Origin of the sequence: Bifidobacterium mongoliense DSM 21395 (assembly GCF_000741285.1) — a bacterium.
Classification (GTDB): Bacteria; Actinomycetota; Actinomycetes; order Actinomycetales; family Bifidobacteriaceae; genus Bifidobacterium; species Bifidobacterium mongoliense.
Map to the genome: position 1 here is coordinate 21,382 of NZ_JGZE01000030.1, position 18,288 is coordinate 39,669.

Here is an 18,288-nt window from a genome sequence, read left to right on the forward strand (position 1 = left end):
GCACCCCGGTTCGGCCCATGTGATGAGACGTTCATCGCCGCTCCTCCCTGTCGTCGCCCAACCGCGGATCGAGGACGCGGTGCATGATGTCCACCAGAAAACCGATGACGAGAAATACCACGGTGAGCATGAACAGCTCGCCCTGCACGGCCACGAGATCGCGGTTGCCCACATCGACGACGAGCCCGGTGCCCAGGCCCGGCAGGGCGAACAGGTTCTCGACGACCATGACGCCCGTGATCATCTGGGCCAACGTCAGCCCCAGCACCGAGACGAGTCGCGGTGCGGACAACCGTAATCCGGTGCTCAGCATGGCCTCACGTCGGGTCATGCCGCAGGCCATGGCCATGTCGATGTAACCGCTCGGAGCCAGGTCGTCGAGCGCCGAACGAGTGTAGCGCATCACGCCCGCGCTCACGATGACGCCGACGGTCAACGCCGGCAGCATGAGCGAGGCCAACGCCTGCCGCGGCGCAGCCCACCCCTCGCCACCGAATCCCTGCGAGGGGAACAGGTCGATCAACCCCACACCACGACCCAACAGGATCATGAACAGGGCGCCGGCCCACAGCGCCGGCACCGACCCGCCCACGATGGCGATCGCCTGGTAGACGCCTCGACGCCTCGGGCTTCGCGAGAGCGCGGCGGCGCAGCCCAGCGGCAACCCGATCGCCAGGGCGACGGCCAGACCGATCGCGATAAGCGGCAGGGTGACGGATGCCCGCGCCCCCACCAGCGCGGAAACCGAACGCCCGGTGGTGACCGACAATCCGAAGTCCCCGCACATCAGGCCGGTCATCCAGTCCACATACTGTGTCGCCAACGGTTGGTCGAGGCCGAATTGCCGGCGCAACGCCCCCACGCGTCCCGGCGACGCATGCACGCCGGCCATCGCCGAGGCCACGTCGCCGGGCAGGATGCGCAGCATGACGAAGACGATGCCCGACATGGCCGCCACCGCGACGACGAGCAACGCCACCCGGCGCATGATGAATCGTGCCATACTCATCACTCCTTCCCTGGTGTGTACGTGACGTCGGCCAACGGCAGCAGCGTCTGGTTGAGATTGACCGGGAATCCCTGGACTCCCTTGACGGTGGCGGTGGTGATCCGGTAGTTGAACAGCCAGTCGGCCGGCGCGTCACGGCTCACGATCCGAGCGGCCTGCGCGAGGATCCGGGCGTTGTCCTGCGGGTTCGAAGCCCTGCTGGCCTGCCGGTACAGGCGTTGGACCGTAGGATTGTCGTAGCCGAAGTAATAATCGGGGTCGGCCCACAGATAGAAGTCATGGCTCTCGTTGTGGTCCACGAGGGACAGGTCGTAGTCGTGGTTGGTGTAGACGTCCTGCAGCCATGTGGCGAATTCGACCACTTCGACGTGCAGGTCGATGCCGATGGGCCGCAGTTGCGAGCGCAGCTGGTCGCCCAGCTCCGAACCGTAGATGTGGGCGTAGGTCAGGGTCAACCTGAGCGGATGGGCGCGATCGTGCCCGGTCTCGGCCATGAGCCGCTTGGCCTTGGCCGGGTCGTGCGGGTAGAGCCCGGTGAGATCCTCGTACCCCGGGTCCAACGAGGGGATGGGGCCGCCCAACGGCGCATCGGCGCCGCCCCGGGAGGCGATGAGCTGCCGACGGTCGATGGCGTACCGGATGGCCTGCCTGACGCGGAGGTCCGAAGTCGCGGCACCGGTGCCGTTGAAGGCGAGCACAAATTTGTCCGTGCCCTCGCCGACCTTGACCTCGTACTGCGCCGGGTCGTCGACGAAGGGCTGCGCCAGGCTCTGTGTGAGCGGTGCGAGCACCTGGACATCCCCCGATCGAAGGGCGTTGACCGCGGCGGTGTCATCGGCGAAATACCGCACATCGATGCGCGCGGTACGGGCCTTGCGAGCCCCCCAATATCGGTCGTCGGCCTGCAGGGTGATCACGCTGTTCGGTACGTACCGGGTTATGGTGTACGGTCCGGAGCCCACGGCCTGGGTCGCACGGTCATAGTGCGCCCGGCGATCGAAGACGAGGCCGGGGCGTCCGGTGAGCACCCACAGCAGGCTGGCGTACGGCGCCTTGAGCGCGATGCGCACCGTGGCGGCGTCGGGCGCCGTGACCGACGAGACGTCCTCGAGCTGTTCGGAGTCCTGATACCCGCGCGCACGCAACTCGTTGATGGACCATGCCACGTCGTCGGCATGCAGCGCATGGCCGTTCGAAAAACGCATGCCGCGGTGCAGACGGAAGGTGTAGACGAGGCCGTCGGGACTACTGTCCCAGCTTTCGGCCAATCCGGGAACGACCTTGTTCTCCCCATCGCGGGCCACCAGCCCCTCGTAGACATTGCCGATGAGGATCTGGTCGAGGGCCGCACCGGACTGGGTGCGGATGTCGAGATTGCCCGGAGCGAGTTTGAGGCCGATGCTCATACGGTGCGCGGCGCCGATCAGCCCCGGTCCCGAATTCGCCGAACCACGCCAGGGGGCGGCGATGCCCACGACCACGCCGATCGCGATGACGGCGGCCAGGAGACCCCACCATCCGCTCCGTCCCGCGACGCGCATCGGCCTGATGCGCTCGTTGAGCGCATCATCGAGACTGGCGTCGGGCAGGGCGCGCTTCGCACGGCCGCGACGCCGTCGGTCTTCGGTCGCGCCGGATGATCCGTGCACGCCTCGATATTCGGGCATGATTCCCTCACTGCCTCTCTTCGCATCACGCCGCACGATCGCCTTACGGCGGTTCTTGCACGGTGCCGTACCCCAGGTGACATCGGGGCGGCGGCACGACCGTGCTCACGTTCGCATGATGTTCATTGCGTTATGACCTCACTGCGTGATCAATTCACCGCGTGATCAACCAACTGCGTCATCGGTGAAACCGCCACCTGAGCCAGAGCACTCGCCACTGGCCGCCCGTCGGGTCATGCCCTCCAAGGTCGTCCGTAGTCCGTGGATCCCCAGTATAATCCACGGAAGGGATTACGCGACCGGCGCACGCCGCCGCGGCACCCACGGGAGGCTCCATTGCTCATCGCAGTAGACATCGGCAACACCAACATCGTCCTCGGTTTTCTCGACGGATCCAAGGTGATGGGCACGTACCGCACCACGACCAAGGCGAACCACACCTCCGACGAGTACGGGCTGATGATCACGCAGTTCCTGGCGCTCAGCGGATTGCAGGCGGGTGACATCGACGACGTCATCATCGCCTCGGTGGTGCCCAACGTCATGCATTCGTTCCGCGCCAGCCTCATCAAATTCCTCGACATCGACCCGATGATCGTCGGCCCCGGCGTCAGATCGGGTGTGAGTATCCGCATCGACGACCCCAAGTCCCTTGGTGCCGACTGCCTCGCCGACTGCGTGGGGGCCTACTACGTCTACGGAGGACCGGTGCTGGTCGCCGATTTCGGCACCGCCACGACGTTCAACTACGTCAATGCCAAAGGGGCCATAGTCTCGGGACTCATCGCCCCCGGCATCAACACCGCCGCCGGGGCGTTGTGGAAGCAGACCGCGCAGTTGCCGGAGGTGGAGATCACGAAACCGCAATCGGTCCTCGCCACGGGCACGAAGACGGCCATGCAGGCCGGGCTGTACTACAACGCGCTGGGCGGCGTCGAGCGCATCATACGGCAGTTCCGTGAGGAGATCGGCGAGCCCTTCAAGGTCGTGGTCACCGGTGGCCTGGGCAGCATCTTCATCGACGACACCGACATGATCGACGTTTACGACCCGCAACTCATGTTCAAGGGCATGGCCCTGATCTACCGGCGCAATACCAGCGCCTGAAACGGGCTTGGATGCGGCCCGCCCAGGCCGCAGGTCCCGTTCCTTACGGCTGGCGCATGGTGAAGCCCTGGTTGGTCCCGTATGCCATGAGGTCGCTTTGCCACAGCGCGATGCCGTTCCTCAGGGAGATGCGCGGGCCCGGCGCATCGGGGACGGCGATCGCCGACCCATCAGGGTTCGTCTGCCCCGCTTCGACGCGGGCTTTCGCCTTGAGCATCGCCTGCTGCTGGGTCGACCACTGGTAGACCTTGCCCACCGTCGTACGGAAGTCGGTACGGGCGTAAACCTCGAAGGGCAGATACTGGTAGCCGGTCGACACCTCGTTCGCCGCCTGGGAGAGCACGCGATTGAACTCCTGCCCCCCGAAGTACGGGATGTCGATGCCGCGCTCGTCCTTCACCGTGGCCTTGTGCAGGAAATCGGATCGGGCGAGGGTCTCGTTGTCGGCCGGGAACGCACCGCCATCGACCCTGGTCGCGATGCCCTCACGTTCATGGCAGGCGTATTCGATGAACCGGAACGCGGCGTTGGGCTTGTCGCTGGAACTGAGCACACCCAGGGCCGATCCGCCGTTTTCGGCATTGGCCCGTTGGCCATGCGGTGTCGGTATCCTCCCCACACGCCACAGCCCGGCCGTGCCGGGGACGTCGGACAGCAGAAGCGACGGCATCCACGCGCCGGCGAACACGGAGGCGACGTTGCCTCTGCCGAGCGCGTTCTTCCAACCATCCGACCACATGGTGTGGCGCGTGTCGACCAGACCTTCGTCGATCATCTTCTGCCAGAAGCGCGTGAACTGGGCGGTGCCCCGGTCGTGCTGCAGATCCACGGTGACGGTCTTGCCGTCCGGCGACGTGCGGAACGGCTTGCCGCCGGCGAGCCAGATCATGGCGTCGTAGAAGCTCGCCTCGCCCGTGTCGGCGGCGATGTACACCCCGATCGACTTGAGTTTCTTCGCGGCTTCATAGTAGTCCTTCCACGTGTGAATGGCGGATCCGTCTACACCCGCCTCGGACAGCACCTCCTGGTTGTAGAAGAACGCCATGGGCCCCGAATCCATGGGCAGGCCGTACACGCGGCCGTTGAGGTGCACCGACGACCAGGTGCCGGGCGTATAGGTGGTGTCGTACCCCGCCGCCCTGTCGGTCAGATCACGCAGCTGCCCGCTGATGGCGTACTGCTGTAGGGCGAAGTATTCGAGCTGGACCACATCGGGCTGCCCATACCCGTCCTCGATGGCGGTGTTCAGGTTCTCGTAGCCGCTCGTGCTCTTGATCACGATGCGGATATCGGGATTGCGCGCCTCGAAACCGCGGGCGAGGGAACGCATGCTCGGTTCCCACGACCATACGGTGAGCACGGTGCGGTTGTCCCGCTGGGCGCAGGCACCCAGGCCGAACACCAGCAGCACCGTCGTGACCAGCGACCACACCCGCCGAGCCCTGATCCTCATACCATCACCCCATACGCGATTATCCGACGGCCACGCTGGCCGGCAGCTCCGTTCCGAGTCTACGACATGGACCATGCCAACGGCCCGACGGGATCCCCGGAACCCACCGGGATGCCGTCAGACCGATGGACGGTCATGCGCTCCCATACGAGTCCGGTCACGCACGCTCATGCCAATATGGTCACGCCCGGTCATGCCGACCCGGTCACGCACGCTCATGCCGACCCGGCCATGCCGACCTGGTCATGCCACCCGGGTCACGATCGCCCCGTGCGGCTCGAGGATCGCCTCGCCGCCTTGCTCGTCCACCTCGGCGAGCGAAGCCAGCAGAACCCGACCTTCGACCATTGTCCTCACCCGCTCGTCGGTGCGGTTGAAGGAGAACACGAACCGCCGCCCGTCCTCGCCGCGGCGCTCCACGCGCATGACGGCGCCACGCGGCCCGTCGGGGGAACATGCTCGTTCGTCCATGGCGAACGCCACGGCGTCGAGCATCATGGGCAGGCTGGCCGCCAGCCCCCCGCGCCCCAACCGGCACCCCACGTACACGCACGACCCACGGCCGAAACCGTTGACCGTGATGGCGGGGATCGCGTCCATGCCGGTGCGTGATGCGTCCACGTACCGGGCCAGCACGCGCACGCCCGGCGCCACCTCGGTGATGCGGTCGGCAAGGTCATGCGCGACGGCACCGTTGTCCAACGCCAACCGATCGGGGACGCCCGGGTAATCGTCGCCCATCGGCGCGAATTCCTCGGAGCGCACGCCCACCACATCGCCGATCGACCCGGGATAGCCGCCGAGCCAGACATGGTCGCGTTCGTCCACGATTCCCGTGTAATAGGTCACCAGGAGCGTACCGCCCGCCTCGACGTACGCACGCACCCGCTGCGACGTCGCTTCGTCCAGCATGAACACGGACGGGAGCACGACGGCCTCGTACGATGCCCAGTCCCCCGCGACCGGCACCACGTCGGCGGTCACCCCGACGTCCTGCAGCGCGCGGAACCAGTCAAGCGGTTCGGTCCAGTGGCGCACGGCCTGGGTCGGCGTCGCGCTGTGCTCGCTGGCCCATTCGCTCTGATAGTCCACGACGAGCGCGATCCGGGACCGGGCGAGCGTGGTGCCGGGCACACCTTCCCGCGAGAGGATCCGCAGATCCTCGCCGAGCGTGCACACGTCACGGAAGATCTCACTGTGTTCCCCGGCGTGCGGCACCATGGCCGAATGGAACTTCTCCGCCCCGGCCCGCGACTGACGCCACTGGAAATAGCAGATCGCATCGGCGCCCATGGCCACATGCGCCAGGGAGTCGCGAATCAGCTCGCCGGATTCCTTGCGGTAGTTGATCGGACGCCAGTTCACCGCGCCCGTCGATTGCTCCATGAGGAACCAGGGCCGTTTGCGCGCGATGCCGTCGACCAGCGACGACGAGTACGCCAGTTCGTCGAGGTGCGCCTCCCCCGGCGTGACGTAGTGGTCATTCGACACGAAGTCGACCTCACCGCCCCAATCGTCGTAATCCAGACCCATGCCGCCGGCGCTGACCATGAAATTGGTGGTCAGGGGCCGATCCGGGGTAATGGCGGCGAGCGCGTCGCGTTCGGCGATGAAGAACTCCTTGAGGGCGTCGGAACTGAACCGCTTGAAATCCAGGAGCTTGCCGGGATTCATGAAATTGCCGTCGCCGATGAAGCGCGGAGGCAGGATCTCGCTGAAGTCGCCCATGCGTTGGGCCCAGAAACTCGTCCCCCAGGCCTCGTTGACCGTCTCGATCGACCCGTACCGCCGCTCGCACCACCGCCGGAACGCGGCCGCGGCGTCATCGGAATAGTCGAAGCGGTTGTGGCAGCCGTATTCGTTGTTCACGTGCCATGCGACGACGGCGGGATTGCCCCGGTAATGCTCGGCCATGGCCCGGCACAGCCGCAGCGCGTACCGGCGGAACACGGGGCTGGTGGCCCGCCAGTGCTGTCGCGCACCCGGCCAGCAGACGTCGCCGCGTTCGTCGCGCCACAGGACCTCGGGGTGGGCCTGCGTGAGCCACATGGGCGGGGAGGCGGTGGCCGAGGCCAGATCGACGGCGATGCCGGCGTCGCCGAGCTTGCGGACGATGCGGTCGAGCCAGCCGAACTCGAAGACGCCGTCGCTCACCTCGATGTTCGCCCACGAGAAGATGCCCACCGACACCAGATTGACCCCGGCGCGGCGCATGAGCCTCACGTCCTCGTCCCACACCTCCTCGGGCCACTGGTCGGGATTGTAATCGCCGCCGAACCACAGCCGCCGTTCGTTCCCCGGCAGCGGCTGCGGCCAACGATGGGTCTGATGTCGCGTCATTGCTTGGCCCTCCTTGGTTGTTTGCGTTACCATGATAGCATCGTCCAGCCGTTTACCACGGCGCTTTCCTTACCGCCACAGTGCGATTGCGCCCGCAGGCGCTATGATGGTTGCGAAACCAATGCCACCCTGCACACGAAGGTCGAACCCCATGCCACGCCATCGTCCGGTATCCATGCGCGACGTCGCCCTCGCCGCCGCAGTCTCGCCGCAGACCGTCTCGAGGGTCGCCAACGGCGGCGAGTCGGTGACACCTTCCACCAGGCGACGGGTCGAAGCCGCCATGCGCAAACTCGGGTACCGCCCCAACTATGCGGCGCGGGCGCTCAAGCACGGTCGGTTCCGCAACATCGGCGTGGCGCTGTTCGACATGACGAAGTTCGGCAACGCCCGTATCCTGGGCGGTATCACGCGCACCGCGGCGGAGCGGGGTTACGCGGTCACCCTCCACATCATCGGTGACGATGCGCCGCACACCCTCCGGGCGGTCGTGGACAGGATGAAGCGGCTGCCGGTAGACGGGGTCATCGTCATCATGGAGCAGCGTCTGGGCGACCTCGACACCTTCGTCCCCACCACGAACCTGCCGGTCGTGCTCGTCGGCGACGGACGTGCGGACCAGTGCCCCACGATCGACGCCGATCAGTACGGCTGCTCCACGGCGATCGTGGACTATCTCATGGCTCGCGGTCACGCCACCGTGCACCACATCGCCGGACCGTCCTCATCGCTGGCCGCGCAACGCCGTGAGCAGGGCTGGCGTGATGCGTTGTCGAGGCACGGAGCGGGCGCGCCGCCGGTGCATGCGGGCGATTGGGGTGCGGACAGCGGCTACACGGCGGGGATCGCGTTGGCCGGCGATACGCGATGCACGGCGATCTACGCGGCCAACGACCAGATGGCCTACGGGGCGATTGCGGGCCTGAGGGATGCGGGCAGAAGCGTTCCCGATGACGTGAGCGTGGTGGGGGTCGACGACTCCTTGCCCGGCGTCGTGCCGGGACTCGAGCTCACCACGATGCGGATACGGTTCGAGGACATCGGCGCCGGGGCCTTCGTCATGCTGCAGCGGCAATGCGAAGGTTCTCAGACGCTTCGTGACGCCAGGACGGTCGTGCCCTCGGAGCTCATCGAGCGGGGATCGGTCGGAGCAGTCACCGCGCACTGACGTTCGGCCGAGTCCGGGAGTCGGACCGCGGCCTCGTTCTGAGAGCCGTCAGCACAGGACTGGGTTCATCGGCGCCGAGAGGGGTACCCGTGATCGGAAGGTCCGGGGCTCATGGGTGATCGGATCGGTGAACGACAGCTCACGGGCGACCAATTGCAGCGGATGCGAGAAATCGTCGTACGCGGGATTGGTGATGACCGGGTACAGGTCGTCGCCGGCGATCGGCAGACCCAACGCGTTCATATGGACCCGCAGCTGGTGGGTCTTGCCCGTGCGCGGGCGGAGCACGTACCGGCGCCACGGCATCAGCGCGCCGGCGGCCGCATCACCCAGCTCGATCAAGGTCTCGGCGTTGACCTCGCCGGGCAGCTCGAAGGCCTGCAGACGACCACGTCGTTTGACGATGGTCGATCGCCGCATCAGGGGGAACACGCGCGGCGCCTCGAGCGGGGTCACGGTGCCGCATCGGGGTCGCCGTATCGGTGCGCACGGTGCCAGGCATTCGTAGGTCTTGGACACGAGACGATCCTGGAACAGCATCTGATACGTCCGGCGCATGCGGGGCTTGCGCACGAACAGCACGATGCCCGCGGTCGCCCGGTCCAGTCGATGCGCCGGGGTGATGTCCGGCTCCCCGAACCGTGCACGCAGACGCATCAACGCGCTTTGGCGATACCACATCCCCCGTGGCGTGGTGGCCAGGAAATGGGGTTTGTCGACGACGATGATCCCGTCGTCCTCGTACAGCACCTGGAGCTCGAACGGAATCGCCGGCTCCTCGCCGACCCACCGGTGACGGCGCTCAGCGGCGCCGACCGGCACGGAGGGCCCCGTCATTCCACAGTGACCGACTTGGCGAGGTTCCGCGGTTTGTCGACGTCATAGCCTTTGAGCATGGCCATGTCCATGGCGAACAGCTGCAGCGGGACCACGTCGACCAACGGGCTCAGGAGGGTGGGGCAGGCCGGGCGCCACAGCACCACGTCGGCGTACCGCTCCACATCCGGATCGTCCTGCTCGGCGACGGCGATGGTGAAGGCGCCACGGGCCTTGACCTCCTCGATGCCGGAGATCACCTTGCTGTGCAGGATGTTGCGCCCTCGCGCCGAAGGGACGATCACCACGACGGGCTCGCCCTCGTCGACCAGGGCGATGGGACCGTGCTTGAGTTCGCCGGCCGCGAATCCCTCGGTGAAGGTGTAGGCGATCTCCTTGAGTTTGAGCGCGCCCTCCATCGCCACGGGATAGCCCACGTGACGCCCGAGGAAGAGGAAGGAATGGGCGTCGACCATGCGTTTCGCGGTGTTCTGGATGGTCTCGGCCTGGTTGTCGAGCACCCACTGGATCTTCTCGGGCATCGCCTTGAGCTGGTCGACGATCTGGCGGATCTCATCACGGAACATGGTGCCCTTGAGCTGGGCGAAATACAGACCCAGCATGTACGCGGCGACCACCTGGGCGACGAACGCCTTGGTCGAGGCGACGGCGATTTCGGGACCGGCATGCGTGTAGAGCACCGCGTCGGATTCCCTGGGGATCGAGGCGCCTTGGGTGTTGCAGATGGCCAGCACGCGCGATCCCTGTTCGCGGGCATGCCGCAGGGCCATGAGGGTGTCCATCGTCTCGCCCGACTGCGAGATGGCCACGACGAGCGTGCGCGGCGTGAGGATGGGGTCGCGGTAACGGAACTCGTGGGCCAACTCGACCTCGACGGGGATCCTCACCCAATGCTCGATGGCGTACTTCGCCACCATCCCGGCGTAGCTCGCGGTGCCGCACGCCACGACGATGATCTTGTCGATCGACTTGAAGTCCTCGGGGCTGATATGCACCTCGTCGAGCACGATGTCGCCGTGCATGTCGAAGCGGCCCATGAGGGTGTTGCTCACGGCCTCGGGATCCTCATGGATCTCCTTGTCCATGAACGAGGACCATCCGCCCTTCTCGGCGGCGCTGGCGTCCCAGTCGACGGTGAACCGCTTGGAATCGGTGACGGGATTGCCTTGGAAGTCCATGACGGTGACGTCGTCCGCACTGACGCGCACGACCGTGTCCTGACGCAGCTCCATGGCCTTCTTGGTGTAGGCGACGAACGCGGCGACGTCCGAACCCAGGAAGTTCTCCCCATCGCCCAGCCCTATGACCAGCGGCGAATCGTGGCGTGCGCCCACGACGATGTCGGGCTGGCGATCGTCGACCGCCAGGATCGTGAACGCTCCGGTGAGCATGCACGCCACACGGCGCAACGCCTCGAAGATGTCGGGATGACCGGTCTCATCGATGACACGCTGGGCGACCTTGCCGAGCAGTTTGGCAGCGACCTCAGTATCGGTGGCCGACACGAAGGAGAACCCCTCGGTCTGCAGATCGAATTTGAGGCTGTTGGCGTTCTCGATGATGCCGTTGTGAATGATGGCGATGTGCCCGTCACCACTCACATGGGGATGCGAGTTGACGTCGCTGGGCTCGCCGTTGGTGGCCCACCTGGTGTGCCCGATACCGGCGGTGGCGTCGGGCAGGGGCCGGTTCGCCAGACTCTTCTCCAGATTCGAAAGGCGCCCGGCCTTTTTGCGCACGGCGACACCGTGCATGCCCGGGGCGACCAAAGCCACCCCGGCCGAATCATAACCGCGATACTCCAAACGCCGCAGTCCTTGGAGGCAGACCTCCAAGGGCTTGCCGCACGCCGTCTTGATGCTTCCCGCATACCCAATGATTCCACACATGGTTCACCAGTCTATGGTATTTCTCCGCGCTTCGCTCGCGGCGCGCACAACCTTCACCGAGCCCATGCGGTGAAAGCCACGTCCCCGCGCGCGGCATCGATCAGAGCACGTGGTTGAGGAAGTCGCGGAAGCGCGGCTCCTTCGGATCGTCCACGATGCCGGAATCGCCGCGTTCGACGACGACGCCGCCGTCCATGAAAACGATCTGATCGGCCACTTCGCGCGCGAACCCGATCTCGTGGGTGACCACGATCATGGTCATGCCCTCGTCGGCCAAGGACCGCATGACCCCCAGGACCTCGCCCACGAGCTCGGGGTCGAGCGCCGATGTCGGCTCGTCGAAGAGCATGATCTTCGGCTTCATCGCGAGGGCGCGGGCGATGGCGACACGCTGCTGCTGCCCACCCGACAATTGGGCTGGATAGTAGTCGAGCCGATCGCCGAGCCCCACACGTTCGAGCTCCGCCACCGCCTCCCCACGCGCCTGGTCCTTGGGCTCACCCGCCACATGGACCGGCGCCTCCATCACATTTTCAAGGGCCGTCTTGTGGGGGAAGAGATTGAACCGCTGGAACACCATGCCGAGCTTGGCGCGCTGTCGGGCGATCTCCTTCTCGTTGAGCGTCTGGAGCATCCGCCGGCCGTGCCTCGTAACCGGCCGGTACCCCATGAGCTCGCCGTTGATGGTGATGCTGCCCCCCGAGAGGGTCTCCAATTGGTTGATGAGCCGCAGGAAGGTCGATTTGCCCGAGCCCGAAGGCCCCAGGATCACCGTCACCGTGCCGGGCATCACCGTCATGTCGATGCCCTTGAGGACACGGAGGGAGCCGAAGTACTTCTCCACGCCCTCGGCCTGCACCGCGGGTGCCGCAGCCCCGCCCTGTTGTGCGTTCGTGTCTGATGTCGTCATCGTCGCCTCGTTCATGCGTTCAACCCCACGAAGGTCGCTTGGTTACTCCTGCTCACATCGTTCTTCGTTTCCCCGTCGGTCTTGCCGGGCAGCGGAGGCTGCTTGCCGGCGGTGCCCACCGTGCGTTGATCGAAGCCCTTGCCGAAGTGGCGCTCGAGATGGGCCTGCCCGACCATGAGGATGGAGGTGATGAGCAGGTACCAGATGCACGCCACGATAAGCAACGGGATGGGCTTGTAGATGCGATTGGCGATGGCGTTCGTCGCGAACTGCAGTTCCAGGCCGAAGGGCACCGCTGTGACCAGGGATGTCGTCTTGAGCATGCCGATGGTCTCGTTGCCGGTGGGCGGCACGATGATGCGCATGGCCTGCGGCAGGATGATGCGCCGCATGATCTTGCTCCGGCGCATGCCCAGGGCCTCGGCCGCCTCACTCTGGCCCGGGTCCACCGCCTCGAGACCGGCGCGCACGATCTCGGCGAGATAGGCCGCCTCGTTGAGGGCGAGCCCGATGATGGCGGCCAACAGACCCGGGGCTATGGCCTGGGCGAGCCGTTCCGAATCCATCGACCAGAACCGCACGTCGGTGAACGGTATACCTATGGAAAGCTGCGGGATGAGCACCGAGAACAGACCCCAGAACACCAGCTGGGTGTACACAGGGGTGCCACGGAAGAACCATATGTAGAACCATGCGACGCCACGCAGGACCGGGTTCATCGACTGCCGCATGACCGCGAGCAGGACGGCCAGAACGATGGCGATGACCATGGAGAACACCGTGAGAATCAGTGTCCAACCGATGCCATTGAGCACGTTCTCGTTGAACAGGTACTTCCAGACGGTGGGCCAATCCATGTTCTTGTTGGTCACCATGCCCTGCACCAGCATGATGGCCAACAGGGCGACGATGATCCCGGCCACCAGGGACCCCGGGTGGCGCACGGGCAGCGCGTCTATGGCGACGGGGCCGTCCTTCTTGGATTTTCGGTTACGCATCATATGCATCCTCTTTCTTCGCCGGTGCTCTCATCACGTATATGGCCAGCATACGCGGCGAACATCCCATCGTTCGTCTCATATGCTGGCCATATGCTTCCGTCGCTCAGACGGCCGGATTGATCTCCGCGGTCTTGATGGCACCGTCGGCGACACCCCAAGTCTTCAGTATCTTACCGTAGGTCCCGTCGTCGATGAGCTTCTGCATGGCCTTCTGCATGGCCTGTGCGGTGCCGCTATCGCCCTTCTTGATGACGATCCCCTCGGGGGCCACGTCCTGGTCCTCACCGATCGTCTGTAGGATGTCACCGGTCTGCTTGATGGCGTAGCCGGCGACCGGGGTGTCCGCATAGAAGACATCGGCCTTGCCGGAGGCCACCGCGGTGGTGACATCGGTCTGCAGCTTCAGTGACTGGACGTGTATCTCCTCGTCGCCCTGGGCCTTGCAGGCCTTGGTGAGGTCGGCCGCCGCGGTCTCCTGCGTGGTTCCCGTCTGCACCGCGAGTTTCTTGCCACACAATTTCGCTGGATCGATCTTCTCCGGGTTGCCCTTCTTCACGACGAACGTGGAACCGGCCTTGAAGTAGGTCACGAAGTCGACCGCGGCCAGACGCTCCTGGTTCACCGTGAACGAGGAGATGCCGATGTCGTACTTCGTCCCCACGGAAGGGATGATCCCATCGAAAGTGGAGGACACCGTTTCCGGCCGCAACCCGACCACGGCGGCCAAGGCCTTCGTGAGGTCCACCGAGAACCCGACCGGCGTCTTGCCGTCAGGGGCCAGGAACTCCGCCGGGGCGTACGAGGTGTCGGAGCCGACCGTGAGCTTGCCGTCCTTGGTCACCGATGACGGCAGCAGTGCGGCGATCGCGGCGTCCTTGTGGATGCCGGATGCATCGAATCCTTTGGCCGAGGCGGTCGACGAGCCGCTCGACTTGGCGGCGCCGCCATCATCGGTCGTACCGCAGGCGGCGACCGATACCATGAGAGCCGCTCCTATGGCGCAGGCGACGATTCGTTTCATTCCCGTGACGTTCATATGCGTTTTCCTCTTCTCTGCACTCCCGCCGCGTTCGCCGCCGGAGTTGGTCCCACCCTAGGCACCGTATGCAACGAACTCGTTACGCCGCGAATGCCGGTCGGTAAAGAAACCGCCACCGACCCGATGACGGTTCCATACCAACCGCTCAGTCCAGGCGGGGATTGATCTCCGCCTTGTCGATGGCCCCGGACGAGACGCCCCAAGTGTCGAGGATCTTCTTGTAGGTACCATCGTCCATGAGCTTTTGAATGGCACGTTGCACGGCCTTCGCCGTGGCCATGTCACCCTTCTTGATGGCCACCGCTTCCGGCGTGACGCCCACGTCCTGGCCGATGGACTGCAGCACATCGCCCGTCTGCTTGATGGCGTAGCCGGCGACCGGGGTATCGGAATAGAAGATGTCCGCCTTACCCGTCGCCACCGCCGTGGTCACGTCGGTCTGCATCTTCGAGGACTGGATCTGCATCGGGTCCTTGCCCTCGGCCTTGCACTTGGCATTGGCCTGGTTGATGAGCTCCTCCTGCGTGCTGCCGGTCTGGATAGCGACCTTCTGCCCGCACAGATGCTCGGGGTCGATGCCCTTCGGATTGCCCTTCTTCACAACATAGGTCGAACCCGCCTTGAAGTAGGTCACGAATTCCACGGCATCCATACGCTGCGGGGTCATGGTGAGCGAGGACAGGCCGATGTCGTATTTGCTGCCGACCGCGGGGATGACCGAATCCAGCGTCGAGGTCACGGTGACCTCCTTGAGGCCGAAGATCGCGGCGATGGCCCGGGACAGGTCGACGTCGAATCCGATGGGCGTCTTGCCGTCGGCAGCGAGGAACTCACCGGGCGCATACGAGGTGTCGGCGCCGATGGTCAGTTTGCCGTCCTTGGTGATCGACTCGGGCAGCATCGCGGCTATCTCGGGATCCTTTGTTACGGCGCTCGTGTCATACCCTTGTGGGTCTGCGGACGAGGCACCGGAGGCACTGGCCGTTGCGGCGGAGCCCGAGGTATTGGTGTCGGTGGTGCCGCAAGCGGCGACGGAGACCAACAGTGCCAGCGATCCGAGGACCGCGGCGCACTTCACGCCCACCGTGGACAGACCCTGCTTGGACAAGCTCAACGTGCGGAACATGGCGATCACGCTACCTTCGGATTGATTTCGGCGGTCTTGATCGCGCCGACCGAGACGCCCCAGTATTCCAAGATCTTGCCGTAGGTGCCGTCGTCCATGAGTTTCTGCATGGCCTGGCGCACGGCCTCAACGGTCCCCTGGTCGCCCTTCTTGATGGCGATGCCCTCGGGAACCGGATCGTCGTTGCCGCCGATGGTCTGCAATTGGTTGTTCGTCTGCTTGACGGCATACCCGGCGACCGGGGTGTCGGCATAGAACGCATCGGCTTTGCCGGTGACCACGGCGGTCGTGATGTCGGTCTGCAGCTTCTGGGCGAGCACGCGGATGGCGGGCTTGCCGTCGGCCTTGCACCGCTGGTTCGCATCGTTGACCGAACCCTCCTGGACGGTGCCGATCTGCACGCCGACCGAATGGCCGCACAGCTCCTTCGGTTTCACCTGCTGCGGATTGCCGTGCTTGACGACCAGCGTCGAACCGGTGCTGAAATAGCTCACGAAGTCGACGGCCTTGATGCGTTCGGGCGTCACCGTGAATCCGGAAAGACCGGCGTCGAACTTCGACCCGATGCTCGGAATGATGGAATCGAAGGGAGCGGAGACGCTCTCCTCCTTGAGACCGAAGACCGCGGCCAACGCGCGGGCGAGATCCATGTCGTAGCCGATGGCGGTCTTGCCGTCCTTCGCCACGAACTCGGCCGGGGCGTACGTGGTCTCGACGCCCACGCTGAACTTGCCGTCCTTGGTCACGGATGCGGGCAGCAAGGCGGCGATCTTCGGATCCTTCTTCACGGAGCCGAGATCGTACCCCTCCATCTCACCGCTCGTCGACGAGGACCGGGAGGCGCCGGCCGGACTCGCGTCATCCGTGGTGCCGCAGGCTGCGGTGGCCAGCAGCATCGTCACACCGAGTGCCGCGGCGACAACCCCACGGACGTGCATACCGAATCGTGACATGATCATAACTGTGTAATCCTCTCGTTGTGCCGCCGTCGTGACGGCAACGCTTCTCCTCCATGCAGAACTGTAGAGACAGGTCGTTACCTATCGGCGCCCGACACCTGTGGATGTCCACTATACGGAGCATCCGTATGCGGCCCCCGCCGCGAGGCAACCGGCGGGCGCGGCCTACCCGATGTGGGAGTTATCGCACGAGCGCTACGTGAGGGTTCAGAGCGAACGTCGGTTGGCGTAGCGCATGGCCCGCTGCGCCTCACGCGTGTCCTGCGCCTCACGCAGGGTCTGACGCTTGTCGTATTCGCGCTTGCCTCTGGCCAACGCGATGGCGACCTTGACCCGACCGGCCTTGAAGTACAGGCTCAGCGGCACGATCGTGTAGCCCTTGGCCTGGGTTTGACGGATGAGTTTGGCGATCTGCGCGGCGTGCAGCAGCAGCTTGCGCCTGCGCTTGGGCGCATGGTTGTTCCATGTGCCGTTGAAGTATTCGGGGATGTTGGCGTTCTCGAGCCACACCTCGCCCCGGCGGTCGATAGACACGAAGGATTCGGCCAGTGAAGCGCGACCCTCGCGCAACGATTTGACTTCGGTGCCGCTCAGCGCGATGCCGGCCTCGTATTGGTCCTCGATCTCATAGTCATGCCGCGCCCTGCGGTTCTGGGCGATCGTCGACGTTCCCTGTTCCTTGTTGGCCATGAGGCCTCCCTACGTTGCATCCGGGCATGAACCCAGCCAATATACAACGATGCCCACATCATCATGTGGGCATCGCATGCACGGCGCCGCCCTATCGCAGCTCGCCGTGACGGCACGGATTCGACCCGTGCATAACTCGTCGATCGGTAATGATCAGTAGTGGATGTACTGGTAATTACCGGCCCCGTAAATCTTCTCATAGGCGGGGAAGCTCGCGAATCCGGTGCCACCTTCGGAGATGAGCACCGAACCGTCGCCGTTCACACGTTCCACGACGGCGACATGGCCGTACGACCAATCGGCCGTCCAATGCCCGCCGACGCTCTGCCCGGGGGTGAAGACCATGGCCGCGCCCACGTGGGGGGTGTTGTTGACCAGATATCCCAACCCGCGGGCGGTGTTCGCCCATTGTCCGCCGTTGCCCATATACGAGCCGACCGGCAGGCCGAGCTGCGAACGGCGAAGGTAGGCCCACAGCGTGCACTGACGCGAGGGGTAGGCCCCTCCACCGATGCTGTTACCCGTCGAATGGCCATAGCAGAAGCCGGAACCTTCGGGGCAACCGCCAGGCACACCATAGTTCATGCCCACGGCGCTGCCGCCACCGGAGTTGCTGCCCGTGTTATTGCTGGACGATGAGCTCGAGTTCGAGCTCCCGCCACCGTTGCTGCCGCCACCGCTGCCGCTTGACTGAGCTGCGGGCGAACCGCCGCCGTTGGACGTCGGACGCAGCTGCTGCTGCACGCCGGCCTGGGCACTCGCCGCAGCCGCCGCGGCGGCCACCTGCTGGTTGTAGGAATCGATCTGCGACTTCATCTCGACGATCTGCATACCGATGTCATCCGCCGAGGAACCCGCAACCACGATGTTCTTCATGGAGGGCAGGTCGGCCATCAGCGTGGAGGCACCCTGTTGCGTCGTCGAATTTTCAGCAGGGTGAGCGATTCGGCAACCGCTTTGCGTGCMACKGCCGGTAGTCGCCCATGCTGCTGAGTTTGAAGACGATGTTGAGGTGGGTATGGCCCATCCTTTGGCGTTGTTCGCGTCGAGGCCGTTGGAGTTGAAGGCGTAATACCCGGTGTAGATCGTGTTG

General features: G+C 65.1%; 15 protein-coding genes. 2 read left to right on the plus strand and 13 right to left on the minus strand.

Going from position 1 to position 18,288, the window contains the following annotated elements; translation table 11 throughout:
* Window positions 1-31: 31 nt before the first annotated feature.
* Both BMON_RS08655 and BMON_RS08660 read right to left on the minus strand, forming a co-directional pair.
* Window positions 32-1,003, minus strand: coding sequence for an ABC transporter permease (locus BMON_RS08655; protein WP_033511743.1), 972 nt, complete (start codon window positions 1,001-1,003; stop codon window positions 32-34).
* A 5-nt stretch (window positions 1,004-1,008) separates the two neighbouring features.
* Window positions 1,009-2,676 carry an ABC transporter substrate-binding protein gene (locus BMON_RS08660; RefSeq protein WP_033511742.1) on the minus strand — a complete coding sequence of 556 codons (1,668 nt, stop codon included), beginning with the start codon at window positions 2,674-2,676 and terminating at the stop codon, window positions 1,009-1,011.
* 336 nt (window positions 2,677-3,012) lie between these two features.
* On the opposite strand from BMON_RS08660, the gene BMON_RS08665 reads away from it, so the two are divergent.
* Window positions 3,013-3,783, plus strand: a complete 771-nt coding sequence (locus tag BMON_RS08665; RefSeq protein ID WP_033511741.1) for a type III pantothenate kinase — start codon at window positions 3,013-3,015, stop codon at window positions 3,781-3,783.
* A gap of 43 nt (window positions 3,784-3,826) precedes the next feature.
* Here the strand turns inward: BMON_RS08665 and BMON_RS08670 are convergent, their stop codons facing one another.
* Both BMON_RS08670 and BMON_RS08675 read right to left on the minus strand, forming a co-directional pair.
* Entirely contained in the window at window positions 3,827-5,236 is a 1,410-nt protein-coding gene (locus BMON_RS08670) for an extracellular solute-binding protein (protein ID WP_033511739.1), read from the minus strand.
* A gap of 243 nt (window positions 5,237-5,479) precedes the next feature.
* On the minus strand, window positions 5,480-7,576 hold the full coding sequence (locus BMON_RS08675; RefSeq protein WP_033511737.1) for a beta-galactosidase: 2,097 nt from the start codon (window positions 7,574-7,576) through the stop codon (window positions 5,480-5,482).
* Window positions 7,577-7,751: 175 nt separating this feature from the next.
* Between BMON_RS08675 and BMON_RS08680 the strand changes: the two genes are divergently transcribed.
* A complete protein-coding gene (locus BMON_RS08680; RefSeq protein ID WP_033511910.1) occupies window positions 7,752-8,744 on the plus strand; it encodes a LacI family DNA-binding transcriptional regulator in 993 nt (330 codons plus the stop codon).
* Window positions 8,745-8,792: 48 nt separating this feature from the next.
* Here the strand turns inward: BMON_RS08680 and BMON_RS08685 are convergent, their stop codons facing one another.
* From BMON_RS08685 to BMON_RS10475, 9 genes are all read right to left on the minus strand, one after another.
* The gene (locus BMON_RS08685; RefSeq protein WP_033511736.1) at window positions 8,793-9,581 is read right to left on the minus strand and encodes a pseudouridine synthase; all 789 of its coding nucleotides are present in this window, start codon (window positions 9,579-9,581) and stop codon (window positions 8,793-8,795) included.
* Window positions 9,578-11,470: a glutamine--fructose-6-phosphate transaminase (isomerizing) gene (gene glmS, locus BMON_RS08690; protein WP_033511734.1), complete on the minus strand. Its 1,893-nt coding sequence runs from the start codon at window positions 11,468-11,470 to the stop codon at window positions 9,578-9,580. The genes BMON_RS08685 and glmS overlap by 4 nt, the downstream gene beginning before the upstream one ends.
* Before the next feature lie 100 nt (window positions 11,471-11,570).
* Window positions 11,571-12,380 carry an amino acid ABC transporter ATP-binding protein gene (locus tag BMON_RS08695; RefSeq protein WP_033511908.1) on the minus strand — a complete coding sequence of 270 codons (810 nt, stop codon included), beginning with the start codon at window positions 12,378-12,380 and terminating at the stop codon, window positions 11,571-11,573.
* An 11-nt stretch (window positions 12,381-12,391) separates the two neighbouring features.
* Window positions 12,392-13,381, minus strand: a complete 990-nt coding sequence (locus tag BMON_RS08700; RefSeq protein ID WP_237745396.1) for an amino acid ABC transporter permease — start codon at window positions 13,379-13,381, stop codon at window positions 12,392-12,394.
* Window positions 13,382-13,484: 103 nt separating this feature from the next.
* On the minus strand, window positions 13,485-14,417 hold the full coding sequence (locus BMON_RS08705) for an ABC transporter substrate-binding protein (RefSeq protein ID WP_033511732.1): 933 nt from the start codon (window positions 14,415-14,417) through the stop codon (window positions 13,485-13,487).
* 148 nt (window positions 14,418-14,565) lie between these two features.
* Complete coding sequence (locus BMON_RS08710) at window positions 14,566-15,546, minus strand: ABC transporter substrate-binding protein (RefSeq protein ID WP_081883031.1); 981 nt, start codon at window positions 15,544-15,546, stop codon at window positions 14,566-14,568.
* 5 nt (window positions 15,547-15,551) lie between these two features.
* Window positions 15,552-16,499: an ABC transporter substrate-binding protein gene (locus BMON_RS08715; RefSeq protein ID WP_420307939.1), complete on the minus strand. Its 948-nt coding sequence runs from the start codon at window positions 16,497-16,499 to the stop codon at window positions 15,552-15,554.
* A gap of 213 nt (window positions 16,500-16,712) precedes the next feature.
* Entirely contained in the window at window positions 16,713-17,195 is a 483-nt protein-coding gene (gene smpB, locus BMON_RS08720) for an SsrA-binding protein SmpB (protein WP_033511728.1), read from the minus strand.
* Between the two features lie 153 nt (window positions 17,196-17,348).
* A partial coding sequence (locus tag BMON_RS10475; RefSeq protein WP_237745397.1) for a CHAP domain-containing protein occupies window positions 17,349-18,288 on the minus strand: 940 nt, incomplete at its 5' end.

Excerpts from the sequence above, each read along its gene's own strand:
- BMON_RS08655 (WP_033511743.1), bottom strand. The coding sequence starts at position 1,003 with ATGGCACGATTCATCATGCGCCGGGTGGCGTTGCTCGTCGTCGCGGTG.
- BMON_RS08660 (WP_033511742.1), bottom strand. The coding sequence starts at position 2,676 with ATGCCCGAATATCGAGGCGTGCACGGATCATCCGGCGCGACCGAAGAC.
- BMON_RS08670 (WP_033511739.1), bottom strand. The coding sequence starts at position 5,236 with ATGAGGATCAGGGCTCGGCGGGTGTGGTCGCTGGTCACGACGGTGCTG.
- BMON_RS08675 (WP_033511737.1), bottom strand. The coding sequence starts at position 7,576 with ATGACGCGACATCAGACCCATCGTTGGCCGCAGCCGCTGCCGGGGAAC.
- BMON_RS08680 (WP_033511910.1), top strand. The coding sequence starts at position 7,752 with ATGCGCGACGTCGCCCTCGCCGCCGCAGTCTCGCCGCAGACCGTCTCG.
- BMON_RS08685 (WP_033511736.1), bottom strand. The coding sequence starts at position 9,581 with ATGACGGGGCCCTCCGTGCCGGTCGGCGCCGCTGAGCGCCGTCACCGG.
- glmS (WP_033511734.1), bottom strand. The coding sequence starts at position 11,470 with ATGTGTGGAATCATTGGGTATGCGGGAAGCATCAAGACGGCGTGCGGC.
- BMON_RS08695 (WP_033511908.1), bottom strand. The coding sequence starts at position 12,380 with ATGACGACATCAGACACGAACGCACAACAGGGCGGGGCTGCGGCACCC.
- BMON_RS08700 (WP_237745396.1), bottom strand. The coding sequence starts at position 13,381 with ATGATGCGTAACCGAAAATCCAAGAAGGACGGCCCCGTCGCCATAGAC.
- BMON_RS08705 (WP_033511732.1), bottom strand. The coding sequence starts at position 14,417 with ATGAACGTCACGGGAATGAAACGAATCGTCGCCTGCGCCATAGGAGCG.
- BMON_RS08710 (WP_081883031.1), bottom strand. The coding sequence starts at position 15,546 with ATGTTCCGCACGTTGAGCTTGTCCAAGCAGGGTCTGTCCACGGTGGGC.
- BMON_RS08715 (WP_420307939.1), bottom strand. The coding sequence starts at position 16,499 with ATGTCACGATTCGGTATGCACGTCCGTGGGGTTGTCGCCGCGGCACTC.
- smpB (WP_033511728.1), bottom strand. The coding sequence starts at position 17,195 with ATGGCCAACAAGGAACAGGGAACGTCGACGATCGCCCAGAACCGCAGG.